26 protein-coding genes and 3 pseudogenes are annotated in these 26,285 nt (G+C 44.3%); 20 read left to right on the top strand and 9 right to left on the bottom strand.

What is annotated here, in order from left to right:
- Positions 1 to 141 precede the first annotated feature (141 nt).
- From QFZ80_RS28535 to QFZ80_RS28505, 7 genes are all read left to right on the top strand, one after another.
- Positions 142 to 753, top strand: coding sequence for a TetR/AcrR family transcriptional regulator (locus tag QFZ80_RS28535; protein WP_307552469.1), 612 nt, complete (start codon positions 142 to 144; stop codon positions 751 to 753).
- Between the two features lie 7 nt (positions 754 to 760).
- A complete protein-coding gene (locus QFZ80_RS28530) occupies positions 761 to 1,354 on the top strand; it encodes a GNAT family N-acetyltransferase (protein WP_307552471.1) in 594 nt (197 codons plus the stop codon).
- A 14-nt stretch (positions 1,355 to 1,368) separates the two neighbouring features.
- Positions 1,369 to 1,809, top strand: a complete 441-nt coding sequence (locus QFZ80_RS28525) for a hypothetical protein (RefSeq protein ID WP_307552472.1) — start codon at positions 1,369 to 1,371, stop codon at positions 1,807 to 1,809.
- Positions 1,810 to 2,381: 572 nt separating this feature from the next.
- Positions 2,382 to 4,028 (top strand): GMC oxidoreductase, encoded by a 1,647-nt coding sequence (locus tag QFZ80_RS28520; RefSeq protein WP_373460189.1) that lies wholly within the window; start codon positions 2,382 to 2,384, stop codon positions 4,026 to 4,028.
- Positions 4,029 to 4,366: 338 nt separating this feature from the next.
- Positions 4,367 to 4,819, top strand: coding sequence for a MarR family winged helix-turn-helix transcriptional regulator (locus QFZ80_RS28515; protein WP_307555935.1), 453 nt, complete (start codon positions 4,367 to 4,369; stop codon positions 4,817 to 4,819).
- A gap of 24 nt (positions 4,820 to 4,843) precedes the next feature.
- On the top strand, positions 4,844 to 5,362 hold the full coding sequence (paiA, locus tag QFZ80_RS28510; protein WP_307552475.1) for a spermidine/spermine N(1)-acetyltransferase: 519 nt from the start codon (positions 4,844 to 4,846) through the stop codon (positions 5,360 to 5,362).
- A 689-nt stretch (positions 5,363 to 6,051) separates the two neighbouring features.
- Positions 6,052 to 6,630, top strand: coding sequence for an LURP-one-related family protein (locus QFZ80_RS28505; RefSeq protein ID WP_307552476.1), 579 nt, complete (start codon positions 6,052 to 6,054; stop codon positions 6,628 to 6,630).
- 1,342 nt (positions 6,631 to 7,972) lie between these two features.
- Here the strand turns inward: QFZ80_RS28505 and QFZ80_RS28500 are convergent.
- The 3 genes and pseudogenes from QFZ80_RS28500 to spoVB all read right to left on the bottom strand — a co-directional run bounded on the left by QFZ80_RS28500 (position 7,973) and on the right by spoVB (position 10,588).
- Positions 7,973 to 8,554, bottom strand: a complete 582-nt coding sequence (locus tag QFZ80_RS28500) for a CGNR zinc finger domain-containing protein (protein WP_307552477.1) — start codon at positions 8,552 to 8,554, stop codon at positions 7,973 to 7,975.
- 207 nt (positions 8,555 to 8,761) lie between these two features.
- Positions 8,762 to 8,872 (bottom strand): annotated as a pseudogene (locus QFZ80_RS28495) (IS6 family transposase); the annotation flags it as partial.
- A gap of 165 nt (positions 8,873 to 9,037) precedes the next feature.
- Positions 9,038 to 10,588 (bottom strand): stage V sporulation protein B, encoded by a 1,551-nt coding sequence (spoVB, locus tag QFZ80_RS28490; protein ID WP_307552478.1) that lies wholly within the window; start codon positions 10,586 to 10,588, stop codon positions 9,038 to 9,040.
- Between the two features lie 148 nt (positions 10,589 to 10,736).
- Here spoVB and QFZ80_RS28485 point away from each other — a divergent pair, with 148 nt between their 5' ends.
- The 5 genes from QFZ80_RS28485 to QFZ80_RS28465 all read left to right on the top strand — a co-directional run bounded on the left by QFZ80_RS28485 (position 10,737) and on the right by QFZ80_RS28465 (position 14,711).
- Entirely contained in the window at positions 10,737 to 11,147 is a 411-nt protein-coding gene (locus QFZ80_RS28485; RefSeq protein WP_307552480.1) for a hypothetical protein, read from the top strand.
- Between the two features lie 383 nt (positions 11,148 to 11,530).
- Entirely contained in the window at positions 11,531 to 12,619 is a 1,089-nt protein-coding gene (locus QFZ80_RS28480) for a TolB-like translocation protein (protein WP_307552482.1), read from the top strand.
- Positions 12,620 to 13,220: 601 nt separating this feature from the next.
- Positions 13,221 to 13,619, top strand: a complete 399-nt coding sequence (locus QFZ80_RS28475; protein WP_307552484.1) for an RrF2 family transcriptional regulator — start codon at positions 13,221 to 13,223, stop codon at positions 13,617 to 13,619.
- 88 nt (positions 13,620 to 13,707) lie between these two features.
- Complete coding sequence (locus QFZ80_RS28470) at positions 13,708 to 14,364, top strand: class I SAM-dependent methyltransferase (protein ID WP_307552487.1); 657 nt, start codon at positions 13,708 to 13,710, stop codon at positions 14,362 to 14,364.
- Between the two features lie 257 nt (positions 14,365 to 14,621).
- Entirely contained in the window at positions 14,622 to 14,711 is a 90-nt protein-coding gene (locus QFZ80_RS28465) for a YjcZ family sporulation protein (RefSeq protein ID WP_307552488.1), read from the top strand.
- 80 nt (positions 14,712 to 14,791) lie between these two features.
- Here QFZ80_RS28465 and QFZ80_RS28460 read toward each other — a convergent pair whose 3' ends face one another.
- A complete protein-coding gene (locus QFZ80_RS28460) occupies positions 14,792 to 15,130 on the bottom strand; it encodes a hypothetical protein (protein ID WP_307552490.1) in 339 nt (112 codons plus the stop codon).
- A 190-nt stretch (positions 15,131 to 15,320) separates the two neighbouring features.
- Between QFZ80_RS28460 and QFZ80_RS28455 the strand changes: the two genes are divergently transcribed.
- Together QFZ80_RS28455 and QFZ80_RS28450 are read left to right on the top strand one after the other, a co-directional pair.
- Positions 15,321 to 15,578 (top strand): hypothetical protein, encoded by a 258-nt coding sequence (locus QFZ80_RS28455; RefSeq protein ID WP_307552492.1) that lies wholly within the window; start codon positions 15,321 to 15,323, stop codon positions 15,576 to 15,578.
- A 134-nt stretch (positions 15,579 to 15,712) separates the two neighbouring features.
- The gene (locus QFZ80_RS28450; RefSeq protein ID WP_307562165.1) at positions 15,713 to 16,219 is read left to right on the top strand and encodes a hypothetical protein; all 507 of its coding nucleotides are present in this window, start codon (positions 15,713 to 15,715) and stop codon (positions 16,217 to 16,219) included.
- Between the two features lie 182 nt (positions 16,220 to 16,401).
- Here QFZ80_RS28450 and QFZ80_RS28445 read toward each other — a convergent pair whose 3' ends face one another.
- Genes QFZ80_RS28445 through QFZ80_RS28435 form a run of 3 tightly spaced genes read right to left on the bottom strand, consistent with a single transcriptional unit; the run spans position 16,402 to position 17,708 of the window.
- A complete protein-coding gene (locus QFZ80_RS28445; protein ID WP_307552497.1) occupies positions 16,402 to 16,731 on the bottom strand; it encodes an ArsR/SmtB family transcription factor in 330 nt (109 codons plus the stop codon).
- A gap of 51 nt (positions 16,732 to 16,782) precedes the next feature.
- A complete protein-coding gene (locus tag QFZ80_RS28440; protein WP_307552499.1) occupies positions 16,783 to 17,181 on the bottom strand; it encodes a DoxX family protein in 399 nt (132 codons plus the stop codon).
- A gap of 41 nt (positions 17,182 to 17,222) precedes the next feature.
- Positions 17,223 to 17,708, bottom strand: coding sequence for an SRPBCC family protein (locus tag QFZ80_RS28435; RefSeq protein ID WP_307552501.1), 486 nt, complete (start codon positions 17,706 to 17,708; stop codon positions 17,223 to 17,225).
- A gap of 282 nt (positions 17,709 to 17,990) precedes the next feature.
- Here QFZ80_RS28435 and QFZ80_RS28430 point away from each other — a divergent pair, with 282 nt between their 5' ends.
- Entirely contained in the window at positions 17,991 to 18,704 is a 714-nt protein-coding gene (locus QFZ80_RS28430) for a 2OG-Fe(II) oxygenase (RefSeq protein ID WP_307552503.1), read from the top strand.
- 252 nt (positions 18,705 to 18,956) lie between these two features.
- Here QFZ80_RS28430 and QFZ80_RS28425 read toward each other — a convergent pair whose 3' ends face one another.
- Complete coding sequence (locus QFZ80_RS28425; protein WP_307552505.1) at positions 18,957 to 19,157, bottom strand: hypothetical protein; 201 nt, start codon at positions 19,155 to 19,157, stop codon at positions 18,957 to 18,959.
- A gap of 237 nt (positions 19,158 to 19,394) precedes the next feature.
- Between QFZ80_RS28425 and QFZ80_RS28420 the strand changes: the two genes are divergently transcribed.
- Both QFZ80_RS28420 and QFZ80_RS28415 read left to right on the top strand, forming a co-directional pair.
- On the top strand, positions 19,395 to 20,282 hold the full coding sequence (locus tag QFZ80_RS28420; RefSeq protein WP_307555936.1) for a hypothetical protein: 888 nt from the start codon (positions 19,395 to 19,397) through the stop codon (positions 20,280 to 20,282).
- Positions 20,283 to 20,607: 325 nt separating this feature from the next.
- Complete coding sequence (locus QFZ80_RS28415; protein ID WP_307552506.1) at positions 20,608 to 21,000, top strand: DoxX family protein; 393 nt, start codon at positions 20,608 to 20,610, stop codon at positions 20,998 to 21,000.
- Between the two features lie 391 nt (positions 21,001 to 21,391).
- On the opposite strand, the pseudogene QFZ80_RS39355 reads toward QFZ80_RS28415, so the two are convergent.
- Positions 21,392 to 22,172: pseudogene (locus QFZ80_RS39355) on the bottom strand (transposase family protein); the annotation flags it as partial.
- Between the two features lie 265 nt (positions 22,173 to 22,437).
- On the opposite strand from QFZ80_RS39355, the pseudogene QFZ80_RS39200 reads away from it, so the two are divergent.
- From QFZ80_RS39200 to QFZ80_RS28400, 3 genes and pseudogenes are all read left to right on the top strand, one after another.
- Positions 22,438 to 22,656 (top strand): annotated as a pseudogene (locus QFZ80_RS39200) (S-layer homology domain-containing protein); the annotation flags it as partial.
- Between the two features lie 181 nt (positions 22,657 to 22,837).
- Positions 22,838 to 23,152, top strand: coding sequence for a hypothetical protein (locus QFZ80_RS28405; protein ID WP_307552509.1), 315 nt, complete (start codon positions 22,838 to 22,840; stop codon positions 23,150 to 23,152).
- 37 nt (positions 23,153 to 23,189) lie between these two features.
- On the top strand, positions 23,190 to 26,285 hold the full coding sequence (locus tag QFZ80_RS28400; RefSeq protein WP_307562163.1) for a hybrid sensor histidine kinase/response regulator: 3,096 nt from the start codon (positions 23,190 to 23,192) through the stop codon (positions 26,283 to 26,285).

The following is a 26,285-nucleotide window of genomic DNA, read 5'->3' as shown; positions in this document are numbered from 1 at the left end:
TGAAGGGCTACCGCGTGGTACCGCGTGGTAGCCCTTCACTCTGCTAACGGGCAGATTTCGCTAACTGGAGTTGAATGTTCTAATTCCACTCTCAATATTATATAATGAGTAAAAATTCATTCATTAAAAGGAGCGAATTGTTTGCCGCGTAGCAAGGAACAGTATGAAGAAATGCGGAATGCCACTAGGGAAAAAATCCATTCAACTGCGATGCAGTTATTTGTTCATCAAGGTTTCGGCTCGACGAATGTTCAAGATATCGCAGATACAGCTGGCATCAGTATTGGGCTGCTGTATCGTCATTACAAAACGAAGGATCAGTTATTTAACGAATTGGTTTCCTACGCGGTTGAAGGGTTGAAACGTAATATTACTTTCTTTGAATCCGATCAATCCCCTAAAGAGTTAATGGCACAGTTTGTCGATGAAGTCTACATTGACATGATCAATGGGGAGGAACTAGCCCATCTACTGATCCTAATTAATCAATCGCTATTAGCTGGAGCTGCAACAGCCTCAAAACATTATGAAGAGATCCTCCAGGTAAATGCCAGGCTGCTTGATTCTACCGCACAGCTCATTCGCAAGGGTCAGCAGCTTGGGGAATTTTACTCGGGTGATGCGCAGGAAATGACTGCCCTTTTCTATGCATCGATTCAGGGTTTGGCTCAGATGAAAGTATTACTAAAGAGCAACTTTACCATGCCCTCACCATCTATCCTCACCGCATTTCTATTGAAGGAAAGGAAGTGACCATGTCTTGATTAACGTGGTTAGAGCCGATCAAGTTGAATTTGATGTAAGGCGAGGAATATCTGAAATATTCGCAGAGGGATTCACACAGTGGCTTGGGTTTTTCTCTAAGGATCCGAAAAGGATTGCTGCAGCGTTCGCCCATATATTCGTTTTGGACCAATTTTATGTGGCTTTATACAAGGGGCAAGTGGTCGGAATGGCTGCTTGTACAGATGGAACTTCACTTTCGGTTAAACTGGATAAAAAGGAACTTCGCAAACATTTAGGCTTTTATAGAGGCACAATGGCCGGTATTTTCTTGAAAAAAGAATTTGAAACTACCACCGTTCATCCTTCATCTAGTGTAGGCTCCATTGAATTTGTAGGGACGGCCGCCGAATTCAGGGGGCAAGGCGTTGCTTCGCAAATGATTCGTCATATCCTTGAGCATACACCATATGAGGTTCATTTGATTGAGGAAGTCGCCGATACCAATATTCCAGCCATGAAACTCTATTATAAATTAGGTTTTGAAGAATACAAACGCAGGCAAATACCAGTTAATCGGGCAAAGAAAATCGGGATCAATTACCTTGTATCATTGAGATATTCGAAATAATGCGGATTAGAAAAGTGATTAAGTTGACCAACGAATTCATTCTTACTTTACTCCTCTTTGCTACTGCATGTAAGGATATAGGCGCTGTAACTGGAGACAAAATCTATATTGAAGAAGGTTATCAACAGCAACTTGTAAGATTGAACCTGACAGAGGTTGCTGCGCTTCCTTATTTCACAAAACCGTTTATTTGTTTGGCTAAAGATGAGAAAGGGGCGCAATATGCTGTTGTATTTCGTTCTGCTGAAAAAGTGGATACCACGAAGTTGCCAGTTTCCTACGAAAGTATTCTTACCCGAGTGAAAGAGGAAAGACACGGGGATATAATGAAAGAAAATTTACATTTATTCGAAATAAATAATCAGTTAGTTTGGTCGTTTACCGATGGAAAAGGGACTATGTATATGGATCTTAAAGGGGATGTATTAACCGATCCTTTTAAACAATCCTTATAAACATAAATTGCACCGAGGCGTTAATAGAAGATCAACTGGCTTACAAATCCTTATTTCCAAGAGCGTCTAAAGCGCTTAAATTGATTAAACTAACGCAGAACGTTAGCTGAATAAATGATGAAACAGCTGCTGGCTCGCACCAGCAGCTGTTCGACTTAGTATGTTCTCGTCGTGTCGAATGACAAGAAGATTTATCGTTTGCCGAATCAGGACAAGAACATGTATTGTTTTCCGTAGTTGGGAAGTATTTTGACCGAATTACTCTACAGAAGGGAATGGGCGCGAGAAGGTGCTTGACTAAGCGTTCGCTCAGACGGCCGAGCCGGCTACAATCAATCAACATCTTGCTCTTCGCATTAGACGCCAATGCTTCATTCGCTGCACCATCAGATGATTACGCTAATGGGGGTTTTCGCTAACAATTAAACACCCTAACGATCTGATATTTGTAAAAACAGCTACAATTCCTGCGAGCAGCTTTATTTGAGACCTATCTCGGACTTATTCCCAGTATCCCTTACATAAACTAAATTAGGCGTAGGCTTCAGATGTAAAGGAGTGAATAAGGAGTCATGGTATTGAAAATATGGGTTGCTCGTAACAACGATACGCTTCGAATCATCGCAGATCAAAAGCGTGTATCGATTGATGAACTCCTATCACTTAATCCATCCATCGAAAACCCTGATCAGAACATCGCAGGTAAATTGGTAAATCTTCCTGTCTTCTCCGAATCGGACATAAGTCCGGTCACGATTCCTCCGACTTGTCACATACCACCGGAATATATCGAAAATTGGATTCCTTTGACTTCATTGGAAACCATGGCGGATAACGAATATGATGTTCTGATTGTAGGTACAGGTGCCGGAGGAGGAACCATGCTCTGGAGATTGTGCGAACAATGGCGGAATAATGGTAAGCGGATTGGCATTATTGAAAGAGGAAATATTGTCATGCCAACGCATGGCCGCAACATTCCGATGATGAATCGGAAACGTCTTGAACAATATTACCGATACATCTCAAAACCATTGCAGGGCTCCTATCCGGAGTTTATAGGGGCAAGAGAGGTTATTTGCCTTGGGGGAAGGACGGTATTCTGGGATGTAGTTGCTTCTCGTTTGAATTTGCCTCTGCTTCCGGATTGGCCGATCCCGATCCATGAAATGGATACCTATTATAACATTGCCGAGCGGGTCATGAATGTCACCGACGAATATGCCAGAGGGTCTACGTTAACGGAGATATTACTGAATCGTCTGCAGCAAGGCGGTTTTCCAGAATCGAAATATCTGCCGATAGCCGCCGATATTCATCCAACCAAGTTCGGGGAAGTTCATGCGGATGTTTTTTTCAGTTCTTTTTCTCTTCTTGCTAAAGCTTTATTTCTTAGACCTTTCGATTTAGCTATAAACGCCCGTGCCGTTCAAGTGCTGGTCGATCAGGGGAAAGCAGCCGGCGTTAAGGTCATGTCTCCGGATATGAGTTCTTATATTCTTAAAGCAAAAACGATCGTATTGTCGGCGAGTACGTATGAAACTCCGCGTTTGCTGCTTCATTCGGGCATCCAGGGAGGAGCGGTCGGCCATTATTTGACAAATCAAGTTTTTATGCTGGCACCAGGAAAAGTGAGTCGTAGTGATTTCACAGATATTCCGGGAACTCTCGGAATTTTAATTTTTGGAACACCGGATAGGCCCTATCAAATCCGTTTGACGGGACCTAACGGTTATGATTGGTATCCATCATCTCAAGAAAAACCGTTCTTGGAGGAGCTAGACATTCTTCTCCAATGTTTTGGTAGGATTTATCCTCGGTATGAAAACAGGGTCGTACTAAACCTTGACAGAAAAGATGAATACGGAGTACCGGAAATAGAAGTACACTTTTCTTTTAATGAAGCAGAACTAGCCGAAATTCAAAAGATGGTAGCATCTGTAAAGCGGATTTCTTCCGTTGCCGAGATCACCTTGGGTGAAATCTGCCTTGTACCTACCGGAGATTTGCATCACACTTCGGGTACATGCCGTATGGGAGAGGATCCTTCGACCTCAGTCACGGATCTGTACGGTCAAGTTCACGGTATTTCAGGACTCTATGTGGCCGACAACAGTGTTTTACCATTCATCGGGTCTGGAAATCCAACGTTGACCACAGTTGCGCTGGCCATTCGAACGGCAGATCATATCGCCACCCAAGGCAAAGGATATAAGTGAGTTCTTGTCTTTTGAGGATATATGTTCTTGTCCTCCGACAAGAAGAACTATGGGTGGCAAGAACATTATCTCATTAAGTGCCGCGTAAATCGCGGCTTTCTTGTTTTATGGGATAAAGTTCTTGTCATGGACAATTGACAAGAACTTTATCACTTTCCCGACGGATCGCTGCGAGTGGATGTGGAGGATAAACGTAATCGGCGCCGCGGCCTGCTGATTGAGCTAACGGGCAGCTTAGTATGGAAAAGGGCGCAGGAATTTTTGTTGTAAATACAACAAAAATGATGTACTATTTTTTTACGACATTTGAAAAATACAATAGTAGTGGAGTTGCAATTATGAAGGAAATTCTACGTGAGGTTGGAATGATTGCTAGGGCATTGGATTCTATAAGTAATATAGAATTTAAAAAATATGACCTTACAAAAGGACAGTACTTGTACCTCGTGCGAATATGTGAAAATCCAGGAATTATTCAAGAAAAGTTAGCTGAAATGATAAAGATAGACCGAACAACAGCAGCTCGTGCTATAAAGAAACTGGAGATTAATGGATTTATTGAAAAGAATGAAGATCCATATAACCAAAAAATTAAAAAACTATTTCCTACAGAGAAAGGGAAGATTGTTTACCCTTTTATAAAAAGGGAAAACGATTATTCCAATATGGTCGCACTATCTGGATTCTCCGAAAGTGAAGTAGAAACGATTTTTAACCTGCTGCAAAGAGTCAGAAAAAATGTAGAAAAAGACTGGGAGTTTGTAAAAAAGGGAAACAAGAGAAATTATTGATTTAGTAAAAGGAGGACAAATAAAATGACTATAAATATAAAAAAGTGCACATTTGAAGATCTAGAATTACTTCAAGAAATTAGTGTTGAGACATTTAATGAGACATTTAAGAATCAAAATTCAGCTGAAAATATGAAAGCCTACTTGGAAAAAGCATTTAACTTAAAACAATTAGAAAAAGAATTATCAAATATCTCTTCGGAATTCTATTTTATTTATTCTAATGAGGAAATTGCCGGGTATTTAAAGCTAAACACCACTGATGGTCAAACTGAAATAATGGGCAAAGATTCGCTTGAAGTCGAGAGGATTTATATAAGGAAAAAACTTCATAAACAGGGGCTTGGTAAATATCTAATAAATAAAGCTATAGAAATAGCGATAGAACGGAATAAAGAGAAGATCTGGCTAGGGGTTTGGGAAAAAAATGAGAGCGCAATCACCTTTTATAAAAAATTGGACTTTGTTCAAACAGGAGCCCACTCTTTCTATATGGGTGATGAAGAACAAATAGATTTTATAATGACCAAAACGCTCATATAACATTTTCTCTAAAATGATATTCAGATAACGGCGAACGTTAGTTCAGGGATCCAAGAAGCAGATTGCCGCCACAGCAGTTGAATTTTTACAATGGTATGATTGTGACGGTTCCTTTGGTTACTCGTCTGCTTAAAAATCAACCTAGCCTTCAGGAAATTCATGCTGCCCTCACAAATTATTATCAAGGAGAAACGTACGTAAGAGTCATCCCGCTTGATGGTACTAAGGGAATTTCCCAATATGCTCTTGATCCTACACTATGCAACGGAACCAATTATTCTGAGATTTTTGTCCTAGGAATGACGATCAAGTTCTTGTCGCATGCAGACTGGACAACCTCGGGAAGGGTTCATCGGGAGCAGCAATTCAATGTATGAACATAATGTTGGGACTTGATGAGGGATTGGGGCTTATCTCGTAAAACTTGCCGTTACAGACAGCACGAAGAACCGTAGCACTGAGGAAACTACGTCATTACGCTAACGCAGAACGATAGTAAAACGCTAGCGGACAGGAAAGTTCACTTATTTCGCGAATACAACAATGTGATCTGGAAACTAATGTTATATCTAAAAGAATAGGTGAATGAAATGAAATTCGATGTAAAGGATACAAAAGGGAATCTTCCCTGTTCTGTCGAATTCATTGAATCAAGACTCAGTTGAGTCTAGAATGCAGGGGGCGAAGACTTGAATCCGAAATTTAATCATCAAAAATTCGTGGTTAGAAAACAGATCCTTTCTCTAGTTGGCGCTAAAATCGATATTTTCGACATTGATGAAAAGGCAATTCTGTTCTCAAAGATGAAAGCCTTCAAGCTGAAGGAAGACATCCGACTATACGGGGATGAAACAATGCAAGATGAGTTAATAAGCATTCAAGCGCGAAACATCATTGATTTTTCCGCAATCTTCGATGTAGTTGATGTCGAAACCGGGCACAAGATAGGCTCTTTGCGACGCAAAGGGATGAAGTCGATCTTCAAGGATGAATGGGCGCTTTTGAGCCCAAGTGATTCGGAGATCGGATTGATTAAGGAAGATAACGCGCTGCTTGCTCTTTTGCGAAGATTCCTGACGAATTTGATTCCTCAGCATTACATTGTAGAGATGAACGGGACCAAGGTCGCAGAGTTCAAACAAAATTTCAACCCGTTCGTCCAAAAATTAAACCTCGATTTCTCCGCGGACCACAACGACAAGCTTGATCGCCGCTTGGGCCTTGCCGCCGCGGTGCTACTGATTGCCGTCGAGGGCAATCAGGGATAGAAGCGTAAATAAAATCAGTTCATACGTTAGATGGATGTCCTTCTATTACTAATTGAACCAACGAAAAACAATAGCTCAATAGCAGCCTCATCATCATCTGTAAGAGGACATGAACATATAACATAAAGGAATGAAGCAAAATTGGTGCTATCGAGAAACAAGAGCAGTGGTACGAGATGAATATTGCAAAATGCTGACTGAGTGAACAGTCAGCATTTTTTCTTGGCTATTCTGCCTAAAGGAGGTTAGCGCAATAAAATGGTATATTCTTAACAAGATTCACAGCTAATGAAACGAGGGAAAACCATGAGGAAAAATTTGAGGGAAAAATTGGGTTTACTTTGGGCATATAAATACAATGTTTTACAAAACACCGTACACTTAAGTCGTAAAAACATCAAAATGCAAGAGAAATCTTGAAGTCGTAACCGATAGTAGAGTCCCAGCCGGTAAGTAAATATTAGGATATGATAAACTGTCCCTAGTCTATTCGACTTTGGGTAGTTTTTAGTTATTTATCTTTGTGCTCGGTTAAGATTTGCGCTTGTTTTTGTTAAGCCTTATAAAGGTTATAATGACTGCAATCAACATTACTGCAAAGCCGATATTACTTGCAGCTTCTTTAGTTGCCCCCAACATTAGGCATACATTAGCTACGATGTTGTTAACTAAATAGGCAACAGCAATAATCAATAAGGGTCGAATAAAATTATATCTGCGCAATGAAAAAACCTCCGTGTTCTTTTTACAAATTGTAACGCAATTAAGATAAATGTACTAGATATTAATTAATAGATGAGTACCGCTGCTAAAGATTACCTTGTATGTGGAGCGGCGGCCTCATTGAGGGACGGGCAGGAGAACGCAACGGTTCGTCTCATCAGTAATGTTCTTCATATTTGGTGTATTCGGCATAGATACACTTCGATGTAAAGTTCTGAAGTCAAATATATTAATTTAATAAAGGCAATTTGTAATCAGGACATGGATATAAAACCAAAAATTTATCACGATATATTTACGAAGGGGCTGCCGATTGGCAGTCCTTCCTTACGCTAACTGGTAGATAGTTGAAATGATCTCGCGAAATATTTGTGTAAATAAACGAAGTAGAATTTGTAAAATAGTGGGGATGGATATTATGTTGAATCAATCCATTTTGAGGGACGGGTTAGCGATCATCTCTTCATGCAAAAGAAACAGGTGACATTTGGCAGGCTCAACTTGGTGCTGCCGCTATCAGCAGTTATTTTTTCTTTACATCTAATAATCTGATTCTCCGAAATGAGTGTTATCTTCTTTGTACCATTTCGAACAAAGCCGAAACGGTTGTCTTGGGGAATCAGGTTTCGGATACGCCGTGTATTGAGGAGCCGCCGGTTTTGGCGGCTTTTTGGCGTGCACGGAACCGCCGGACCTTCATTAGGTTGCCGCAAACTTTATCGTCGCAGAACCGTTTGGAACGGTTCCGGGTTTCGTCGTAGTAAACCACCAGGCAATCCGGATTTCCGCAAATGCGCAAGCGGGAGGGCTCGCCCTCCGCGAGTATGCGGCCGAAGGAAGCGGCCACCTCCGCTCCGATGCGGAACCAGCCTGCTCGTAAAGGGGTGGATTCCATGCGATAACCCGAATCCGATTCCGCGATGCGCAGAATTATCGGTCCGCCCGACAGCGCCCGGTTCAGCCCCTCGAGATCGGCGGGGTCCGCGGACTCGCTCGCCGTCAACTTTTGAACGATACGAAGCATGTGCCCCCTCAACCGTTTCAGATCATCCAATTCTTCCGCGGACGGAGCGCCCGAATAGGGAAGGTTGTGGATAGCCAGCAATTGTTCCAACCATCCTGGCTTGTCCAGTCGGTCTTCGGAATGACCGCTGCCTCTCCAGTCGTGATAGTCGCTTTTCAGAAAATCGTCCCATAACATCGCTCCTCAACTCCCTTGTTTTAATGTGGAATGTCTCTATTGTAACACCCAAATTATTACTTAGCTAGTGACTTGACGGCCATAGCGGTTCATGATAAAGTGTGATTTGTAACTATTATATTAAATATAGATTGTTACTATTATGGAAGAGGAGTTCTTATGAACTGAGTGAAACCGAAGGGCTACCACGTGGTAGCCCTTCGGTGACTGTCCTATGACTTTAATATAGGTTTCATCAGTCCGGAAGAAATCGTTTGTCTGCTTTAAATAGGGACGAATTCGCTTGTCTAATTCCGGCCCTAACTCATGAACCCATCTGCCGGCGATTCACTTGGCAGTCTAACCGTTAGGTTCAATTCAGAAGGGATAATTATTCAGTGGTAATGAGCAAGGCAATGAATTAACATGGAAAAAGAACATTACGCTATAAGCCAGCAGCGAAAAAGCAGCCGATCGTGGCTGCTTTTTCTTTTTCAAGTAAATTTACCATGGAATCGAAAATCGGTGGCGCGTACTTTTCCAATTCAACGTACCCGTCAATACGAGTGCGGCGAAATAGAGTAACAAGGAACAGACGATTGAAGTGATTACGCACCATAACTGCGGCATACCATGGCTGGCAACATAGTTATAGGTCCAGTGTCCGCATATCGCCATCAGCATCATGCAGATTCCAACCTTGACATAAGGACGAATACTCCAATAAAATCCGATCGAGCTTGAGATGGAAAAGAAGTTCAGCAGTGTTTGTATCACAATGCCGATACCGATGCCGTACGCAACGCCAATAATACCAAATTGACTGCCGAACACGAAGATCGAGATAACCTTGAATACGGTGGCTATTACGTAATTCCACAGCGTAGCTTTAGCGCGACCGAGCCCGAGTAGAATCGCATGAAGCGGAGCGTCGAAATAATGCAGGAAAAACATCGGCGCCAATATTTTCAAAAGCAATCCTGCTTCCGGGGCATTATAGACAAGTGTCGTTAATGGAGTTGCCCACTCGTACAGGATAACGGTCGCCGGCGCGCCGATTAGGAGTCCCAAGTTCATAGCCTGATTCATCCGCTCATGTATGAGCAGACTGTTCTTGTTCGCTGCTGCTTCGCCAATCGCAGGAATGAGAGCGGTGGACAAGGACTGCGTGATAAAACTTGGCATGAACAGCATCGGAAACGCATAGCCGGCCAGCAGGCCGAATTGCTTCGTGGCTAACGCCGGGCCGATGCCGGCCAGCGCCAGGCTGGTTGTAATAAGAAGCGGTTGGAAGGTGCTGTATAACGAATGAATGACACCGTGCCCGGTCGTCGGCAGTCCGATCTGCAGCAGCTCGCCGAGTGTGCTTCTTCCTTGTTTCAGGTGACTTGCCCAAGTCTCGCCCGGCATCCTCGATTCACCGTATAGCTTGTAGCATGTCACCAGGAATAGGAGGCTGATCACTTCGCTGACAACAGAGGCGGCCATTGCTCCGGCAGCCGCATAAGCGACGCCGTAAGGCAGCAATAGGTGGACCAGCGCAAGTACACAGGCGATTTGCACCGTATGCTCCAGCACATCGGAAGCGGCAATGGTCTTCATCTGCTGCATGCCGCGGAAATATCCCTTTAATACAGCGGAGACAGCAACGATCGGCGCGATCGGCGTAATCGCCAGCATCGCGTAATAAGCGCGTTGGTCGCTTAGCAGAATGGATGCAATCCACTCAGATCCAAGTAACGATATGGTCGTAAGAGCTACGCTCAAGACGCCCGTGACAGCGAGCGAGACATGCAGGATGCGCCTCACTTTCATCCGTTCGCCGCGAGCGTGGGCCTCTGCGACCAACTTTGAAATTGCCACCGGCAATCCAAGCTCCGTAATCGTAATGACGAGCGGGACGAGCGGATGCGCCATCATCAAGATGCCGATCCCCTCTGCGCCCAGTACGCGAGCGATATACATGCCGCTGATAAAACCGAGAATACGGTTGATGAAAGCAGCGACAGACAAGACCAGCGTACCTCTCATGAACGATTGCCCGTGTTGTGACATGACTAGTGTCCTCCTGTTTATCGAATACTTAAATGTATTCAAAAATTGGAAAAGCATGCGAACAAGCTGGTGTTGATGTCATTTTTAGACATGTGATGGCGCATAGCGGCTTGGTGGCTATTTATTTAATCTCGGCGATAGTATTCTATTGTTTGTTCTTGGCTTGATTCCTTTTTCTTTTTCAGTGTTCGTCGGGCAACCTTATGAAGCAAAGAAAAGTCGTGACGTGGTTATCGATTCATTCCATACAGCTTTGGACAGGGGAATTAATTGCATCGATACGGCACTGACGAACCAATACCTTTATCGTTTTATGAAGCGCGTAGAGCCGGAGTCACTTGAGACGAGCAATCCCCATCAGATAGCCTTGGATTTTGTTCTCTCTAATCCCGACGTTCCGTTGCCATATGTGATATGCGGACCATTAGAGAAGTATTGGATAATGTTAGTGCTGCTGTGGATGAAAAAAAATGGCGCTGGGATTTTATGCTTGACCGCGTTCAAGAAAGGGCTATTCGTATTAGGCTATCCTAGACTGCCGCTGCTTTTATTGAACTGAACACTCAACACGCGTTAAGTACGTGGCAGTATTATTTCATGTCACTATAGTTGACATAAGAACTGACTGGACGTATAATTCAATTAACCGCACAACAATGTGCAGCTAATACTTAAGGCAATGGCGCCTATCCTACACGGATAGGCGTTTTCTGTCTTTTTGGAAGGGTGAATACGATGATGAAACGCTTGAAGAGCATTGTTTTGTTTATCCAATGTCTGCCTGTCGCCTTGAGATGGTATTAAGATTTAGATGTTAGGTTTTGGCGCGTTCTTTTCCTTTGCATAAATATAACAAAAGTCCTATGTCGATATCAGAAGAACTATTGGATTATCTAGGGGAACTTGTTGTATTTATTTCATTACGGAGGACTGAACATACCTATGGTTAAAACAACGTTTAGAAAACATCTTTACTTAATCATGTCTCTAGCTATTGCTACAGGGTGTCTGTTCGGGAATTCCTACATTCCTAGAGCATTCGCAGAGGAAACGATTTTCCCAACAAGATACTCAGGGGAAACCACAATCTCAGGACAAAATATGGTTTGGCTGGACAATAACCAAATCACAGTACAGCACATTGTTACTGGTGAAAAGCAGCAAATCACAACCATACCAGAGCATAAGAGAAGTGCTTCCATCGGCGGTACACTTGTAGTGTGGCTGGAAAAAGCCGATTCCCAATTCGATTTCAATGTTTATGCCTATGATCTGAGTACAGGAGACGAGAAAAAGCTTACAGACACACCTGGACCACTCTCAGCTCCAAGCACTGTTGGCGAGTTTATCGTTTGGGAAACGGGAGGCAGCCTATTCGCCTATGAATGGGCTACGGGTACCATATCGACTATTGGGTCAGGTAAAGAACCAATTGTTGACAACGGCAATGTGCTTTTTAAATCTGGAGGAAAATTAAATCTGTATGATCTTAAGTCGGGCGTTATAAAGCTAGAGACCGCTCCTCCAGGGGGCTATACTTTCAATAGTTTTGTTGAGTTTAAAGGGAATACAGCTCTATATTATGTATCAAAAACGGATAAAGGAAGACAATTAGCGTTATTGCAGCTAGGTGGGACTTCGCCCAAAATTCAGTACTTAACACCGTTTAACAACAGTACGTGCGTTTATGCCCAATCAGCGGTAGGCGATAATTATGTTGCGTGGGTGAATGAAGACAAGAATGGCATTCATCAACTTATGGGAGCTCGAATAGACGACGGTACGACCATGCAATTGACACAGTCCGGGGAGCAATTGATACCCGCGTTGCCAATTGCATTTATTGGCGACACGCTCATTTGGCTTGATGGGGTAACCATGAAGGCGATGCCGCTACAGATTAAAAAATCTGTGGACGGACCAACGAACTTCAAACCAGATCCCCCTCCTTCACCTGTGCCAGTTGCTATAAATAGACCTGAATTCCCAGAATTGGATAAATCATTGGCACCTTTAGCCCCACTCGGATAGACAAATCTATGAAGGAATGATGATAAACGGTGTGCCGGAAGGAACCGGCAAGCTGATGGATTACTATGGGAAGATTACGTTTGAAGGGCAATTTAAAGACGGTAAGCCTATAGGAAACTAACCATTTTTACAACTATTAAAGTATTTGATCTCTTGGGGGTCAAATACTTTTTTTATCATCACCAGAAATGGAGAATGTTTCTCCATTTCTGGTGAATTAACGAAAGATTTCTCGAAAAACTGGAGGGAACCAACCGAGTCACCTCGTCCGTTTCTGATATCCTACTACCAGTTCTGCCGCTCACGAAGTTTCGTGATTTGCGCGATATGGTGAAGATTGTGCCACGAAAAAAACGAAAGGGCGCGTCCAGCGTCTAAATGCCGTTTTCTGGGTGCCGGTAGGTGCGGGAGAAATCGGCCTCAGGGGGTAGAGCGAAGCAGGTACACTAAACGGCGGTTCAACTGCTCGATTAGCGCAATCGATACATCGACCGGGAATAGACTGTACGCTTGCGGTACTGACTCGGATTAAATGCTTGCCTTTTAGATACATTGGAGTTAATATGGATTCGTAAAGTCGTTAATGGAGGTGCTGAATGAAATGAAATATTCTCAGGCGACCGACTATGCGCTTCATGTGATGCTCTATCTGGTAACAGCGGCGCCCGATAAGCCTGTTGGCATTCAATTACTTGCTGAGAAGCTGGGCGTTTCGCAGACCTATCTGTCCAAGATGATGACCAAGCTTGTTAAGGCCGGTTTGATTCAGTCCGCACCCGGCGCAAACGGTGGGTACCGCCTCAGACGGAAGCAGGAAGATATCTCCTTTCTGGATATCATCCATGCGATCGAAGGGACCGCATCCTTGTTCGAATGCAGCCTGGATCACGGAAACGAATGTCTGATCCAGCAGGTTGTGATCGACGCCGAGCGACAGATGGAGCAGTATCTGGAGAACAAGAAAATAGCGGATTTGGCGAAATTAATTAAGACGGAGTGATGATCCGTTCTTTTTTTGAAGTCATTAACGATATAATAAATCTATTATATCTCTAATATAATATTGAAAAGCGTAAGGGGAAATCAGGGTGACTTTATTTACATTCAATTCCGAAATGGCTCTTGCATACGAGAAAAATACTCGAATCTCGATTCCCACATATGATACGTTATTCGCGATGGTTCAATCTTACTATCGAGCACAATTAGGCGGAAATGAACTTTCCGCATGGGGACCGTCTAACCCGAAATGGACGTTCACGGGAGTCGACACTTCTGAAGAGATGCTTAAGATTGCTAAAAATAAAACAGTTCAACTAGGCTTGGAAAGCCGCGTCAAACTCATCCAGGGAACGATTGACGACCTGCCGTTTCCAGACTCGAGGTTCGATGCTGCAAGTTGTATCTTGGTTCTTCACTTCATTGACGATGACCAAGAGAAGTTGAAGCTGCTCGGAACCATCAAGGATAATATGAAACCGGGAGCTCCATTCGTACTCGTTAGCGCGTACGGAGACCCCGATGATGCCGAGCTTCAAGCCAGATTAAACGTATGGAAAAGTTTTTGGTTGGATGCCGGCCGCGAATTATCCAAAGTGGACGAGTTGGTAAACAGAGGCATTATGAAAATTTCTTTCATTCCTGAAAATCAAATCGAGCGGCTATTGGCAGAATCCGGATTTACGAATATAACCCGGTTTTATTCTACTGGACTTTTTGCGGGATGGATTTGCCATGCGGAATGATTTATCGCAGATAACAATCGGTGAGTTAACCCTGATTCATTGCACTAACGAGGAACGATAGTTGAATGAGACCTATAAATACATTGGAAAGTGGATGGTTCGTTTTTTTTCGTCGGTCTGAGATCTGCTGCGAAGTCTTTTCCCCGTACCGAAACAAAACAATCAGCGGTTGCTCCGTGTCATATATACAAGCAAGCGATATGTACTGAACGTATAAATATACCGTAGGGAAAAATGACTGAAGGGAATGAGTCAACATGAGCGAAGTAGGTTATGGACGTTCAAGCGCATTTGTCCTGGTTCTTTTTATTCTTTTAGTAATCATCACATCAGCTTTTGCAATTTAATACTTCTTAATCCAACGATAAAAGACGGGAGCCAATAATGGCCGCCGTCTTTATTGTTTGCTTAGAATTTACTTACTTAATTAATAGAAAAACGGGAACCCGAAAAACGGTAAGGCAAACAAAAACGCAAGTGCTGCGAATGGAAAGAAGAATCTTTCAAAACCGTAACCAGGTAAAAAAGCTGAAGTTTTTACTTGCTTGGCTTTTTTGGTGGACTGTTTTTTGACGGACTTATTATTATTCAAAGCGTATGTCCCAACTTCACCCCGTTGTCCAAGATAGCCGTTAATAATCAATCGATCGCCATCAATTCCCTCAATAGTCCCATAATAATGCGTTCCATCATGTAAGACTGCGCAAATTGGTCTTCCTACGAAAGGCATTACAGTTGCCTCGCAAATCGGATATATTCTCTCCACCTGCTCTTTTACCTCCTTCAAGATAAAATCTAGTTTTATCATATGTCAGTGGTTATTAGGTGATTGGATATATGACCTTTTCAATACAGCCCAATTTCATACTCATTTCAACTTCAAGTTATACCGGAACTGAATGACCCCACAATGCATACCCTAGCATCAGACTGTAATATAAGTTGGGTGAATGCTAATGGTAAACATTGAAAATGAAATGAATTTTGGGCGACCTGAGGCAATTGGGAATATTGGAACGGTATGGCCACCTGGAATAACTGGTCTCAAAATAAACAATCAAAGTCCACATCCAGGAATGCAATTATTTGGCCCTATTCTCGGATTTTCTTATGCACCCTACCCTATGGTTACACCAATGTATCTTGGCTTTCCGTACAGTTATGTCTTTGGATATCCCATAATTCCGTACAGAACAGGTTTTGTTATGTTTTAAGAATCATGTGATTCATCTTACAATAAGTTTGCGCTTTGGCTCGGCGGTTGACTCCCAGAGGCATACGTCCAAGCAAGCACTATGTACCGAACGTATAAATATATATTTCATTTAAAAGGATGAGTGAGCAGGGAATGAAAATTTTACAGCAGCGTAAAAAAAAACACGGACGCGTGAAAGTAGGACAAAAGGCCATTCCTGCATCATCAACCTCTATCTCTTCGCAAGTAAAAGACATCTTAGGAACACCGGTAGGTGTAGTGCTCAAGAATGGTTCTCTATATTACGGAGTTCTAAACGAAATACAAGGCGACCAAGTCATTCTTCAAGGCTTCAAAGGAAATCGGAAGCTCCCCCGAAGTAAAGCCAAAGCCAAAGCACAAATATCCAATTTAGGAGGTTTAGGAGGCTTGCTTGGCGGAGGCGGATTAGCAAGCATGCTTGGCCTTCTTGGCGGTGGGGGTTCTGGGGGATTTTTTGGAGGAGGCTCTGGCGGATTACTGGGTGGCCTTGGTAAAGGTGGTGCTGCAACAGGTACTGCTGGAGCTGGAGGTTTCTTGGGCAACATGGGCAGCTTTTTTAAGCTAGGGATGGGAGTAATCTCTTTTATCATGCCATTGATGAAAAATTTTTCGTTTTGAGGGAGTAGACTTCAGTACGCAATATGACCCAGAGGCAGTAACGGTTTTGCTGAAAGTTGGGGCACAAAAGAGCAAGTAAAGTAAGGGAAAGTCATGTTTCCTGTATAACCAGTAAGAAACCTCAATAGGCAAAAAAGACACCTGAGAAGGTGTCTTTTTTTATGCGGGAACGGGGTGAACCCCTACTGCTTCCCCTTTCCCTGCAATTCGTTTAAATATTCGTCCAATCGATCGAAGCGTTCCTCCCACATGCGGCGGTAAGATTCCAACCAGGTGTTCATTTCAATGAAGGGCTGGGCTCGAAGCTTATAGATACGCCGATTGGCGCTAGGCTGTACTTCAACAAACCCCGCGTCGCTTAGGACGCGGAGATGTTTGGAAACTTGTGGCTGCTGGAGGCTGAGGCGTTCGGCGATTTCCCCTACGGTGAGGGGACCGCCCCGCAGGAGTTCGACGATGTGCAATCGGTTGGGCTCTGCTAGTGCGCTCCAGGTTGTTGTGATCAAGCCCATGTTCATGCGCTCCTTCCTTCAACATATACCGGGCAAGGGAGTGGAGTTCTTTTATGCCGCTAAGCCGGGTGGCTGACTTAATGATGCAGCTCTTTGTTTCCTATGATAACACACATAAGACCCGCCGATGACAATAAATCCGATGATGAAAACCGCCAATCCGCCGACAGGATCGCCCACCGCGATACCTGAATACATCGCACCCACAAGGTCAAATGTAAACCCGGCGTAAGCCCATTCCTTAATTCTCGGAAAGCCAGGAATCAGTATCGCTAGAATACCTAGTAATTTGGCCACACCCAGAAAGGGCAGGAGGTAAGAGGGATAGCCTAAATGAGCAAATAAGGCAACCGCTTCCGGTGCATAGAGGATATCCGGGATAGCACCAACGCCCATCAAGACTACCAACAAAGCTGTGAAAATCCAATACATAACTTTCGTTTTTTTCATAAATTTATTACTCCCTTCAATTTATAAGTTGATTTTAGTCTTTACATAGTGGCCAGTTGTTCCTCGAGACGATTAAGTGTCGATTTAGCGCCTTCGATAGCCCCGTATTCCTTGACCACTTTTTCAAGCTCAGCGGCTGATTTGAATCGCATCGTCATGGTGAGCTCTGTCGTCGTATTAGCTTGCTCGGCAAACGTGACCGTCACTTGAAATTGATCGTCCTCATCACCGTCGCCATGGGAGTATACAAGCTGCTCTGGGCTTACTATCTTGTGGTAGGTGATTTTATTATCATAATCGACGCCATCCGGACCGTGCATAACGTAACGCCATACACCGCCTGGTCTAATATCGATTTCTTGAACGGTATTCGTAAAGCCCTTGGGTCCCCACCATTTCGGCAAATGCTCCGGATCTGTCCAAGCCTTGAAAACCAGTTCCCGCGGCGCATGAAAGATACGGGTGATACGGAGCTCTTGACCTGCAATGGACGTGAGCGTGTTGTTCGTTTCCTGAGCGTTATTCATATTATCATCCTCCAAATTGTATTGTTCTTGTTTTCTTGTTTTGAATATACCACAACAGGAATATTCCTGTAAAGGAATACTTATAAATTATTTTCGTTATCTTGCTGTTACATTCGAGAATGCGTACAAAAGCTTATTTTCGGGGTTATACTGTTCGCAGAGGGATAAACATCGACAAATTACCATTCGGGGCATTAACCGGCTATCGCGGAAGCATGGAAATGAAAAAGAAGCTATTGGAACTTGAAGGTGACGATGCGCGCAAAGAGGGAGGCTTACAGCATGCTTGAGAATCTGTCGCAAAGATTAGCTGATCTAGATTGGAATTTCATCCAGCAATCGCTGGACGAGCACGGTTATGCCAAACTACCTGATTTGTTATGCAATACGGAATGTAAGGAAATCATAAGCACTTACGAGGAAGAAGGACACTTTCGAACGACCATTGACATGGCTCGGTACCGCTTTGGAATCGGGGAGTACAAATATTACAACAATCCCCTTCCATTTTTGCTTCAACAGCTGCGCGAAGAATTGTATCCGGAACTTGCCATAACAGCAAATCGCTGGCTAGAACAATTGGGCCGCAATGCTTCTTATCCGGTAACATTAGCGGAGTTCCTCGATCAATGCCATCAAGAGGGGCAGAACCGGCCAACCCCATTGATCCTGAAATATGAAGCGGGGGGATACAATTGTCTGCATCAGGATTTGTATGGGAAAGTATTCTTTCCCTTTCAGGTCGTATTCGCTCTTAATCAAAGAGAAGAAGATTTCACAGGCGGGGAGTTACTATTGGTGGAGCAACGTCCGAGGGCGCAAAGTAGAGGCCATGTCATCACATTGAAACAAGGAGAAGGTCTGATTTTTCCAGCCAATCATCGCCCGGTTTTGGGAACGCGAGGCTATTATAAAACGACTCTTCGACACGGTGTAAACACAGTTACAGCAGGCACAAGATACAGTTTGGGTATTATATTTCACGATGCGAAATAATAGCATCTTTTATTTTGGATAGGAGAGGCAAAGAAGGTCATAACATATGGTTATTCCGTGTATGGATCGTCGAAAGACTGCGATGTCTCCCTATTTCGACCATAAAGGGTTCGGCATTTGCCGAACCCTTTGTATTTCAGGATTTTGTATGAAGTAATCGGATACCGACTTTGCATAAAAAGTGACGTCATTAAAACCGAGAGGAGGGTTGTTAGTCTCGGTCTGATTTTTTCCATGAATGATTTAAATACTTCAATCCATGTCCAACACTTTCGTAAGTTTAGGCCTCGCATTCACCCATTCAACCATGCCCGCGAACGTATTTTTATCCGTCAACGTCAAGTTTTCTTTCTTCATCCGTTGAATAACATTGGAAGAAGTTCCGGTAATAAGCTTTGCTACAGCACGATTTTCGATGGAACGTTGAAGCTGAGCTACAGCTGCTGACGTCAAGGCACCAAAAGTTGGGACTTTAGCAGTTTCCGAATAATACTGACGGTTGTGTAATGGCAGCAGTTGAACAGCGGGTGAGCGGACGTAACTGGGAACGGAGAAGTTAATACATTACTGCATTGCAATAATTACGACTAAAGTCTAGGCAAATTCTGGACTTGAGCAAGATCTCGCTCCATCTCCTTAGTTGTACAATAAATACATCAAAGTCGAACGATACCAAAAGGAGGAGACATGATGGTTATTGAAGGAATGAAGCGCACGGGTGAAACAAACAAGTCGTCCGTAAAGTTTTTTGAGGGAGAGAAATGGTTAGTACTGACCGGGTTACTCGGCTTTCTACTTGCTGGGATATGTGCAGTGTGGGTATTGTTGTATGGGGGACCTGTATCGCCTGATGGGAATATCTCCAACGCAGTCTCTTTTAATGCGGCACTGGGAATATTTCTGCTGTCAACGGCGGCGCTCGCTCCATTTTCTGCAATGGGTGTGAAAGGCAGAGCCTTCTTCCGATGGTCTTATATCCTACTGGCTCTTTATTCCTACTTTGCGGAAACCGTGCAAAATTTTCGCGGCGTCAACCCAAGGTTTGTGAAGAGTGGTATGCCCTTTGACGAGATGGTCGGTGATATTTTCGCTTTCGTAGCTTTGTTTTTGATTCTGTGCTACCTGTTCTTAGCCATTCAATATTTCCGCAAAAAAGCGTACATGCGCCACCCAGCGCTGGTTGTAGGTATCCGATATGCAATGATCGCAGTCATGCTCTCGTTTATGGCTGGTATTTGGATTTCAGTCAACAACGGCCGAATCGTAGGCGTTCACGGGAATATTATTGTTCTACATGGCCTTGGCTTCCACGCGCTGCAAGCTTTACCGGTTGTCGCTTGGCTGTCTGACCGCACTTCATTTACGGCAAATGCTCGCAGCAAATGGACTCATTTAACAGGTATCACCTATTTACTCGGTTTAATCGCAATTGGTTGGCAGACATATCTTGGCCGCAGCATCTTCGAATGGTCTGTACTCTCGCTTCTCATCTGCAGCTGTTTCCTGATCTCATTAGCGACAGGGGTGCAAGTGCTGCGTAAAACGTCATTGCCATCTATCGGCGGTAAGTTCATGTAAGCATATAGTTTAATCGATTGGTTTCTATAATGGAGGAGCTTGCATCGCGGTAGCTCCTCTTTTTATTCATTCAACTAAGGGCAGTTATGCGTGGTTTGGCATCACAAAGAAGGTACATTTTCGTATGAGATTAAAAAAATAATAAATATTTACTTCCTTTGTCGATTTCAGCATTATTCACTCGTCGTATTCATGAAGGACAAATTCAATTAGCAAGGTTGTTGAACTTTATTCAACAGGTGTGATAAAAGAAATAAGTAAGCATCATTTGTGTTTCTATAGTTTTTGTAATCAATTTGGAGTCAGTTAAAAGGAGAGATGGACGATGACAAGAACAATTTCTAAAGGCCGACTATGGACGGCAAGAGTGATGAGCGGAATAGCCATTTTGTTTATGCTGCTTGACAGTATCATGAAATTATTTAAACCTGCGTTTGTTGTTGATGCTACCGTATCACTTGGTTACCAGGAACATCATATTTTTTTGATGGGCATACTTGGACTTCTTTCTACTATTCTTTATGCCTTACCTCGTACAACGATCTTAGGTGCAGTGGTGTTAACCGGTTATTTTGGCGGCGTGATTGCGACACAGGTTCGTCTAGATGCCCCACTTTTTTCTACGATCCTGTTTCCCGTTTATCTTGCAGTGTTGGTTTGGGGAGGTCTTTGGTTGAGGGATGAGCAAGTCCGCAAATTCTTTTCTTTGCAAAAATAGATAAGAGACTTTTAGTGAAATTAAGATTTGAAGTAATTAGTAGGCGTTCACTCTATTGGGTGAACGTTTATTATTTTTGTGGGAGTGGTGGAGGAGGATGCTAGGTTAGATGAACAACTGAAAGAAATTTTTGGAACATAGCATGCTCAAAGAACTTATTGACGATAAAAGATATCATGACTTCGTTTGAAAATCAGGGACTTATGCTAGAGAAAAATACAGAGGATATTCATCCTAATAATGTATTTATCATGGAATTAAATGGAGTTAAACCTCATATTTTTGAACTAAATGATAAGTTGGTGTCCATATATATTTACGAATCGGAAAAAAACCTATTTTAGCTCAACCTCATAATCAGTGCTTGCGTAATCAGCTCATAAGTCGAAAGGCGCAGGAGCGAAGAGTAGCCCAGCAGTTCATTCAGCTTTTTCTTGCTTTCTGCTGATAGAGATTCCGTTTGAGGGTTCAGCAATCGGTGATTCGCTTTGAGTAATGCTCTTGCTCGTGGAGAAAGCGTGCTTTGTACAGATTTACGAACCTCCTGCAAGGCTTCAATGATAAGGTCCGAAAATCCTCCAACTTCCTTCAGCACAAAAGATCCAGCATCGTCTCCCCTTTTGAGGTCATGAATGCCTGTATTGTAGGTATGCCCTTTCTTGATAGCAAAGTCATCGACCCCCAAGACCAGGCCGCTGCTTTCCTTCGCTTGTGTCCACGCTTGCTTGGAAAGTCGCTCGTTCTCCACAGGGACCGCTTCGTTGTGCATCCGTTGCACGGTGCAGGCCGGTGCTTGCTGCATAAGGGCTATGCGCAGCGGTGGAACCAAAAGCTTGCTCAGCCGCCCGTTGTCGAAGTAGTTGGATGTACCGTTGTTTAGACCCGACAAACGCATACATCCAGACAAAACCGACATCACATAACGAAACAATACAACCGAATAATAGGTAACACGAGATACACCTTTTTTCTGAACGCCGGAAGATGTCTAACCGTACGCGAATCATTGGTTCCTTTCGTATGACAAATTCATCGGATTGACAAAGCGGACAGCCTTGCTTGTGGGCTACTGGTGTTACCTCTATATGAATTTCATCTGCATTCATCGGCAAAATATGGTGGATCTGTAGCTCTGGTATGTCGAGCATTTCCTTGATACACTGATTCTGCATCTGTTTCTTCCTTTTTGTTGTTGGGTAGGACTTTCAACAATATAGGATTAGCAGATGTTTTTCCATTTTCAACCTCAGATCAATTCGTCAATTACTGGTTTTGGTTTTGAGCCCTTTTTCGAATTGTTTTTTTCAAGTTTTGACGACTTTTTTCACCGAAACCTGACATGAAGCGCTTTCTTTTCAGTCAAATGCAGAGATGAAACCGCTATGCTAGGGAAAGATTCGACACGGGTGAAATCGGGAGGAACAGGTCGCGTGGGCACGGAAAGAGGTTGCGCAAGCTGTACAAGCCGGAATTATCAAGGGTTTTGAGGAGGGCAGTTTCCGTGCGAGCGCAGAAATAACCCGCTTTGAAATGGCGGCAATGATCGCAAACGCTTTAGGTTTGTCTATCGATTCGAATGCCTCAACCCAATTTGCAGACATTGGGCAGAAGGTGCATTCAGAAACTTGGCCTAGTGGAAGGCAAAGGTTCAAATGAATTCAATCCTTTAAACATGTTGGCACAAAATAAAAATAACGAGTAACCTGCCTAAGATCCGATACCCCAACTGCGTGAACGATAAAGTTCACGCAGTTAATTTTATGAGAGAAATTTTCGATTCGATATGATAGAATCACAGACGACAAAGCAAGAAACATGATTGAAAAGAGGAAGTTGGATGAGTCAGAGAAAAACACTGAGGTTATTGATTAGCATGCAAGTCGTATACGTTTTATTTATCGTTGTGTGGTTGTTTGTTTCTGCCATTGCAATGATGGGTGTTTATGAAAATATGTTCGAAGAGTTGAAAACCTGGCTTTTTCTTGCCTACTTGCTCTCTTATCCGAGCAGCGTGCTGGCAGCTTTGATAGCAGGTTGGGTACTCTACAAACGCAAGAAATACGGAGCTGCGCTCCTATGGAATGTATACCCGTTGCTGTGGATCTTGAGCTTGATCGGCATATTCACGTTCGTTGAGTTTTTTGGAGGGTAAGAGTCGAAATGTGCTCGCCGAAAGAGGTGATTATTGAATGAAGTCACATAGTTGGCGCAAGAGACTCGTTATATTGGTCGGCTTGATGATTGCTGCAGCAGCATTGTATGTGCCGATTTCAGAGACTATTTCTGCTAAGAGCGGTCCTCAGGCAGTAGAAGGTATCCTTGATCTGCGACAATGGAGTTTGTATGAAGACGGACCTGTCCGACTTAACGGTCGCTGGTCCATGTATTGGAATCAGCTGCTGACAGAAACCAAAGTCACTTCAGAGAAGGGCGTGAAGCCGATTTTCGCACAGGTTCCCGGCGAATGGAAGAGCTATGGTCTGTCGGGGCGAGGCTACGCCACGTATCGGCTAACCATACTCACGCAAGGGGACTCCGGCACATTAGCGCTGCAAATTCCTGCAATAGCTCCAGCCTATCGCATACTGGTTGATGGTCGAGTTATTGCTGAGACAGGCGTCGTCTCATCTGAACGGACAGCCGTGCAAGCCGCCTATTTGCCCCAAACCGTTTCATTCGATCCTCCTGGAAAGGCGTTTGATCTTATCCTCCAAGTGGCCAATGAGATTTATCCGCATGGCGGAATCTGGTACAGCTTGTCGCTTGGCACTGAGCAAACGATGCTTGCCTTGAAGGAACGTACAGGTATCGTGGATATGGCGGTATTCGGTGGCTGTGCGTTATTGGGCTTATATCAACTCGCGCTGTTCGCGAATCGACGGTCGGAGCGTTCAGCCTTATATTTCGGCATTTGCTGTCTCTTAGGCGCCATCCGAATAGGAGCGGTAGGCGGGATGTATATCGTCCAACTCTATCCAAATACCGATATTCGGCTGCTAATTTTGCTAGAATATGTAACTTACTATGGAGGTGTAACCTTTGCACTTCTGTTTGTGAGAGAGTTGTATCCCAAGGAGTTTCACCCGGTCGTCATTAAATTGCTGGCTGGTGTTGGCTGTGCATTCATTGGAACTGTTATTCTGCTCCCTGCCGAATGGTATACACGATTTAATGATTTGTACAAATACGTCTCCCTCGTGAGTCTGGCATATATTTTATTTGGATTTGCATGGGCAGCCTGGCGGAAACGGGAAGGTGCATGGCTCCAACTTTTGGGATGGCTCCTCTTTGGTGTTGCGGCTCTCCATGATATTTTGTACAGCAACGGCTGGATCATCTGGGACGATCTTCAGCTCGTGCCGTACGGCTTTATCCTGCTCGTGTTTATTCAAGCGATGGAGCTTGCCCGCAGATTTACGAACGCATATCGCATTATCAGCCGAATGTCGGAACAATTGATAGCTACCAACCGGATGAAGGACGAATTTCTAGCCAACACTTCGCATGAGCTGAAAACGCCACTGCACGGTATTATGAACCTTTCTCTGGCACTGATGGAAGAGAAGGCGGGTTCGTTGAACAGGCACCAGCAGGAGCAGCTGGAGGTTGTGGTCTCCGTAGCTCGCCGCATGTCGAATCTCATTAACGACATTCTTGATCTGTCCCTTCTGAAGAACAGCGGTATTCAACTGCAGTGCAGAGCCGTCGACGTTCGCACAGTTGTATCGGCACAGCAAGAGGTGTTTCGCCATTATATCGGGGACAAGCCGGTAACGCTTAACCTCAATTGGCAGGAGACGCTGCCTTATGCGCATGCGGACGAGAGCCGTCTATTGCAGATTGTCTATAACCTCATTGGAAATGCGATTAAATTTACGCCGGAAGGCGAGGTTACTGTATCGGCGTGGGCGGAAGGAGGTAATCTGCATCTGGCGGTCGCCGATACCGGTATGGGTATCGAAGCGGATATGTTAGAAACGATCTTCTTATCGTTTGAAAAAGTAGGGACGTCCGTTGCCAGAGAATTCGGTGGTACCGGACTTGGGCTTGGTATCGCAAGGAGGCTGGTTGAGCTCCATGGGGGACAGATTTCTGTGAAATCGGAGGTGGGGAAGGGCTCCGTCTTTACCTTCACGCTTCCCGTCAGTGATGGTAGTCTCATGGAAGAAGTTCGGCTACCAAGCTCTTTAAACCTTGAGGCTGCAGACATGACGGCCGCCTGGCTGGAGACTGGGGCTACCGCGGCCTTTATCCCGGGTAGTGGTTCAAAACGGGATCACATGATTCTGGCGGTCGATGACGACCCGATTAATCTTCGGGTGCTTCAGGCGGTGCTGGCAGACGAGCCCTATGAAATTATTACGGCTGCGAACGGGAAGGAGGCCATGGAGATACTAAACCGTTTAGGCAGCAGGATCGGGCTAGTCATTCTGGACGTGATGATGCCGGGACAGACGGGGTATGAAACTTGTCTTCAAATTCGACAGACGTATGCGCTCTTCGAGTTACCCGTTCTGCTTACGACGGTACGCAACGAGCAGTCGGATGTGGTGTACGGCTTCGAGGTAGGTGCGAACGATTATTTAAGCAAGCCGTTCCAAGCCTATGAACTGCGGGCAAGGACGCGTACACTGCTGGAGATGAGGCGTTCCGCAGAGGATGCAGTCCGCTCGGAGCTGGCGTTTCTGCAGGCGCAAATTAAGCCCCATTTTCTATATAATGCTCTGAATACAATTATAAGCCTTTCACTGGAGGAACCTCAGACTGCGCATGATCTGCTCTTGAACCTCAGCCGTTATTTGCGCGGCAGCTTCGACTTCAAGAACAAAGAAAGGCTTGTTCCTCTGCGCAAAGAGCTGGAATTGGTCGAGTCCTACCTCCAAATTGAACAAGCCCGTTTCGGTGAACGGCTCCGTATCCGTTACGAGGTGGATGAATTCGCTTCTTGTCTGCTGCCGCCTCTGACGCTGCAGCCGCTCGTCGAGAATGCCGTGCGGCACGGAATAACCAAACAAGAAGAAGGCGGCACCGTGACGATATCCGTACACTCGGCACCTGGCTATATCATTCTCTCTGTCGAAGACGATGGCGCAGGTATGCCTGAGTGGGCGCAATCGATACTCTTGAAGAATTATGAAGGTAAAGGCGGCGTAGGACTTCGCAACATTCATCAGCGAATGCTGAGGATTTTTGGTACGGGTCTTGAGATCCAGGCAGGAGTCGCCGGCGGCACTAAAGTGACCATTCGCCTGCCCGAAGCTGCACGGAACAGCAAGGAGGAGTAA

It is taken from the genome of Paenibacillus sp. V4I7, from assembly GCF_030817275.1.
In the GTDB taxonomy this organism is placed as follows: domain Bacteria; phylum Bacillota; class Bacilli; order Paenibacillales; family NBRC-103111; genus Paenibacillus_E.
The sequence above is the reverse complement of the archived record's forward strand: the minus strand, read 5'-3'. Positions and strand labels throughout refer to the sequence as shown.

Bases quoted from the DNA above. Each gene is read 5' to 3' on its own strand.
- QFZ80_RS28400 (WP_307562163.1), top strand. From the start codon at position 23,190: ATGAAGTCACATAGTTGGCGCAAGAGACTCGTTATATTGGTCGGCTTG.
- QFZ80_RS28465 (WP_307552488.1), top strand. From the start codon at position 14,622: ATGAGCGAAGTAGGTTATGGACGTTCAAGCGCATTTGTCCTGGTTCTT.
- QFZ80_RS28420 (WP_307555936.1), top strand. From the start codon at position 19,395: ATGGTTATTGAAGGAATGAAGCGCACGGGTGAAACAAACAAGTCGTCC.
- QFZ80_RS28500 (WP_307552477.1), bottom strand. From the start codon at position 8,554: ATGTTATGGGACGATTTTCTGAAAAGCGACTATCACGACTGGAGAGGC.
- QFZ80_RS28405 (WP_307552509.1), top strand. From the start codon at position 22,838: ATGAGTCAGAGAAAAACACTGAGGTTATTGATTAGCATGCAAGTCGTA.
- paiA (WP_307552475.1), top strand. From the start codon at position 4,844: ATGACTATAAATATAAAAAAGTGCACATTTGAAGATCTAGAATTACTT.
- QFZ80_RS28515 (WP_307555935.1), top strand. From the start codon at position 4,367: ATGAAGGAAATTCTACGTGAGGTTGGAATGATTGCTAGGGCATTGGAT.
- QFZ80_RS28415 (WP_307552506.1), top strand. From the start codon at position 20,608: ATGACAAGAACAATTTCTAAAGGCCGACTATGGACGGCAAGAGTGATG.
- QFZ80_RS28435 (WP_307552501.1), bottom strand. From the start codon at position 17,708: ATGAATAACGCTCAGGAAACGAACAACACGCTCACGTCCATTGCAGGT.
- QFZ80_RS28445 (WP_307552497.1), bottom strand. From the start codon at position 16,731: ATGGGCTTGATCACAACAACCTGGAGCGCACTAGCAGAGCCCAACCGA.
- QFZ80_RS28520 (WP_373460189.1), top strand. From the start codon at position 2,382: ATGGTATTGAAAATATGGGTTGCTCGTAACAACGATACGCTTCGAATC.
- QFZ80_RS28450 (WP_307562165.1), top strand. From the start codon at position 15,713: ATGAAAATTTTACAGCAGCGTAAAAAAAAACACGGACGCGTGAAAGTA.
- QFZ80_RS28430 (WP_307552503.1), top strand. From the start codon at position 17,991: ATGCTTGAGAATCTGTCGCAAAGATTAGCTGATCTAGATTGGAATTTC.
- QFZ80_RS28440 (WP_307552499.1), bottom strand. From the start codon at position 17,181: ATGAAAAAAACGAAAGTTATGTATTGGATTTTCACAGCTTTGTTGGTA.
- spoVB (WP_307552478.1), bottom strand. From the start codon at position 10,588: ATGTCACAACACGGGCAATCGTTCATGAGAGGTACGCTGGTCTTGTCT.
- QFZ80_RS28475 (WP_307552484.1), top strand. From the start codon at position 13,221: ATGAAATATTCTCAGGCGACCGACTATGCGCTTCATGTGATGCTCTAT.
- QFZ80_RS28455 (WP_307552492.1), top strand. From the start codon at position 15,321: ATGGTAAACATTGAAAATGAAATGAATTTTGGGCGACCTGAGGCAATT.
- QFZ80_RS28480 (WP_307552482.1), top strand. From the start codon at position 11,531: ATGGTTAAAACAACGTTTAGAAAACATCTTTACTTAATCATGTCTCTA.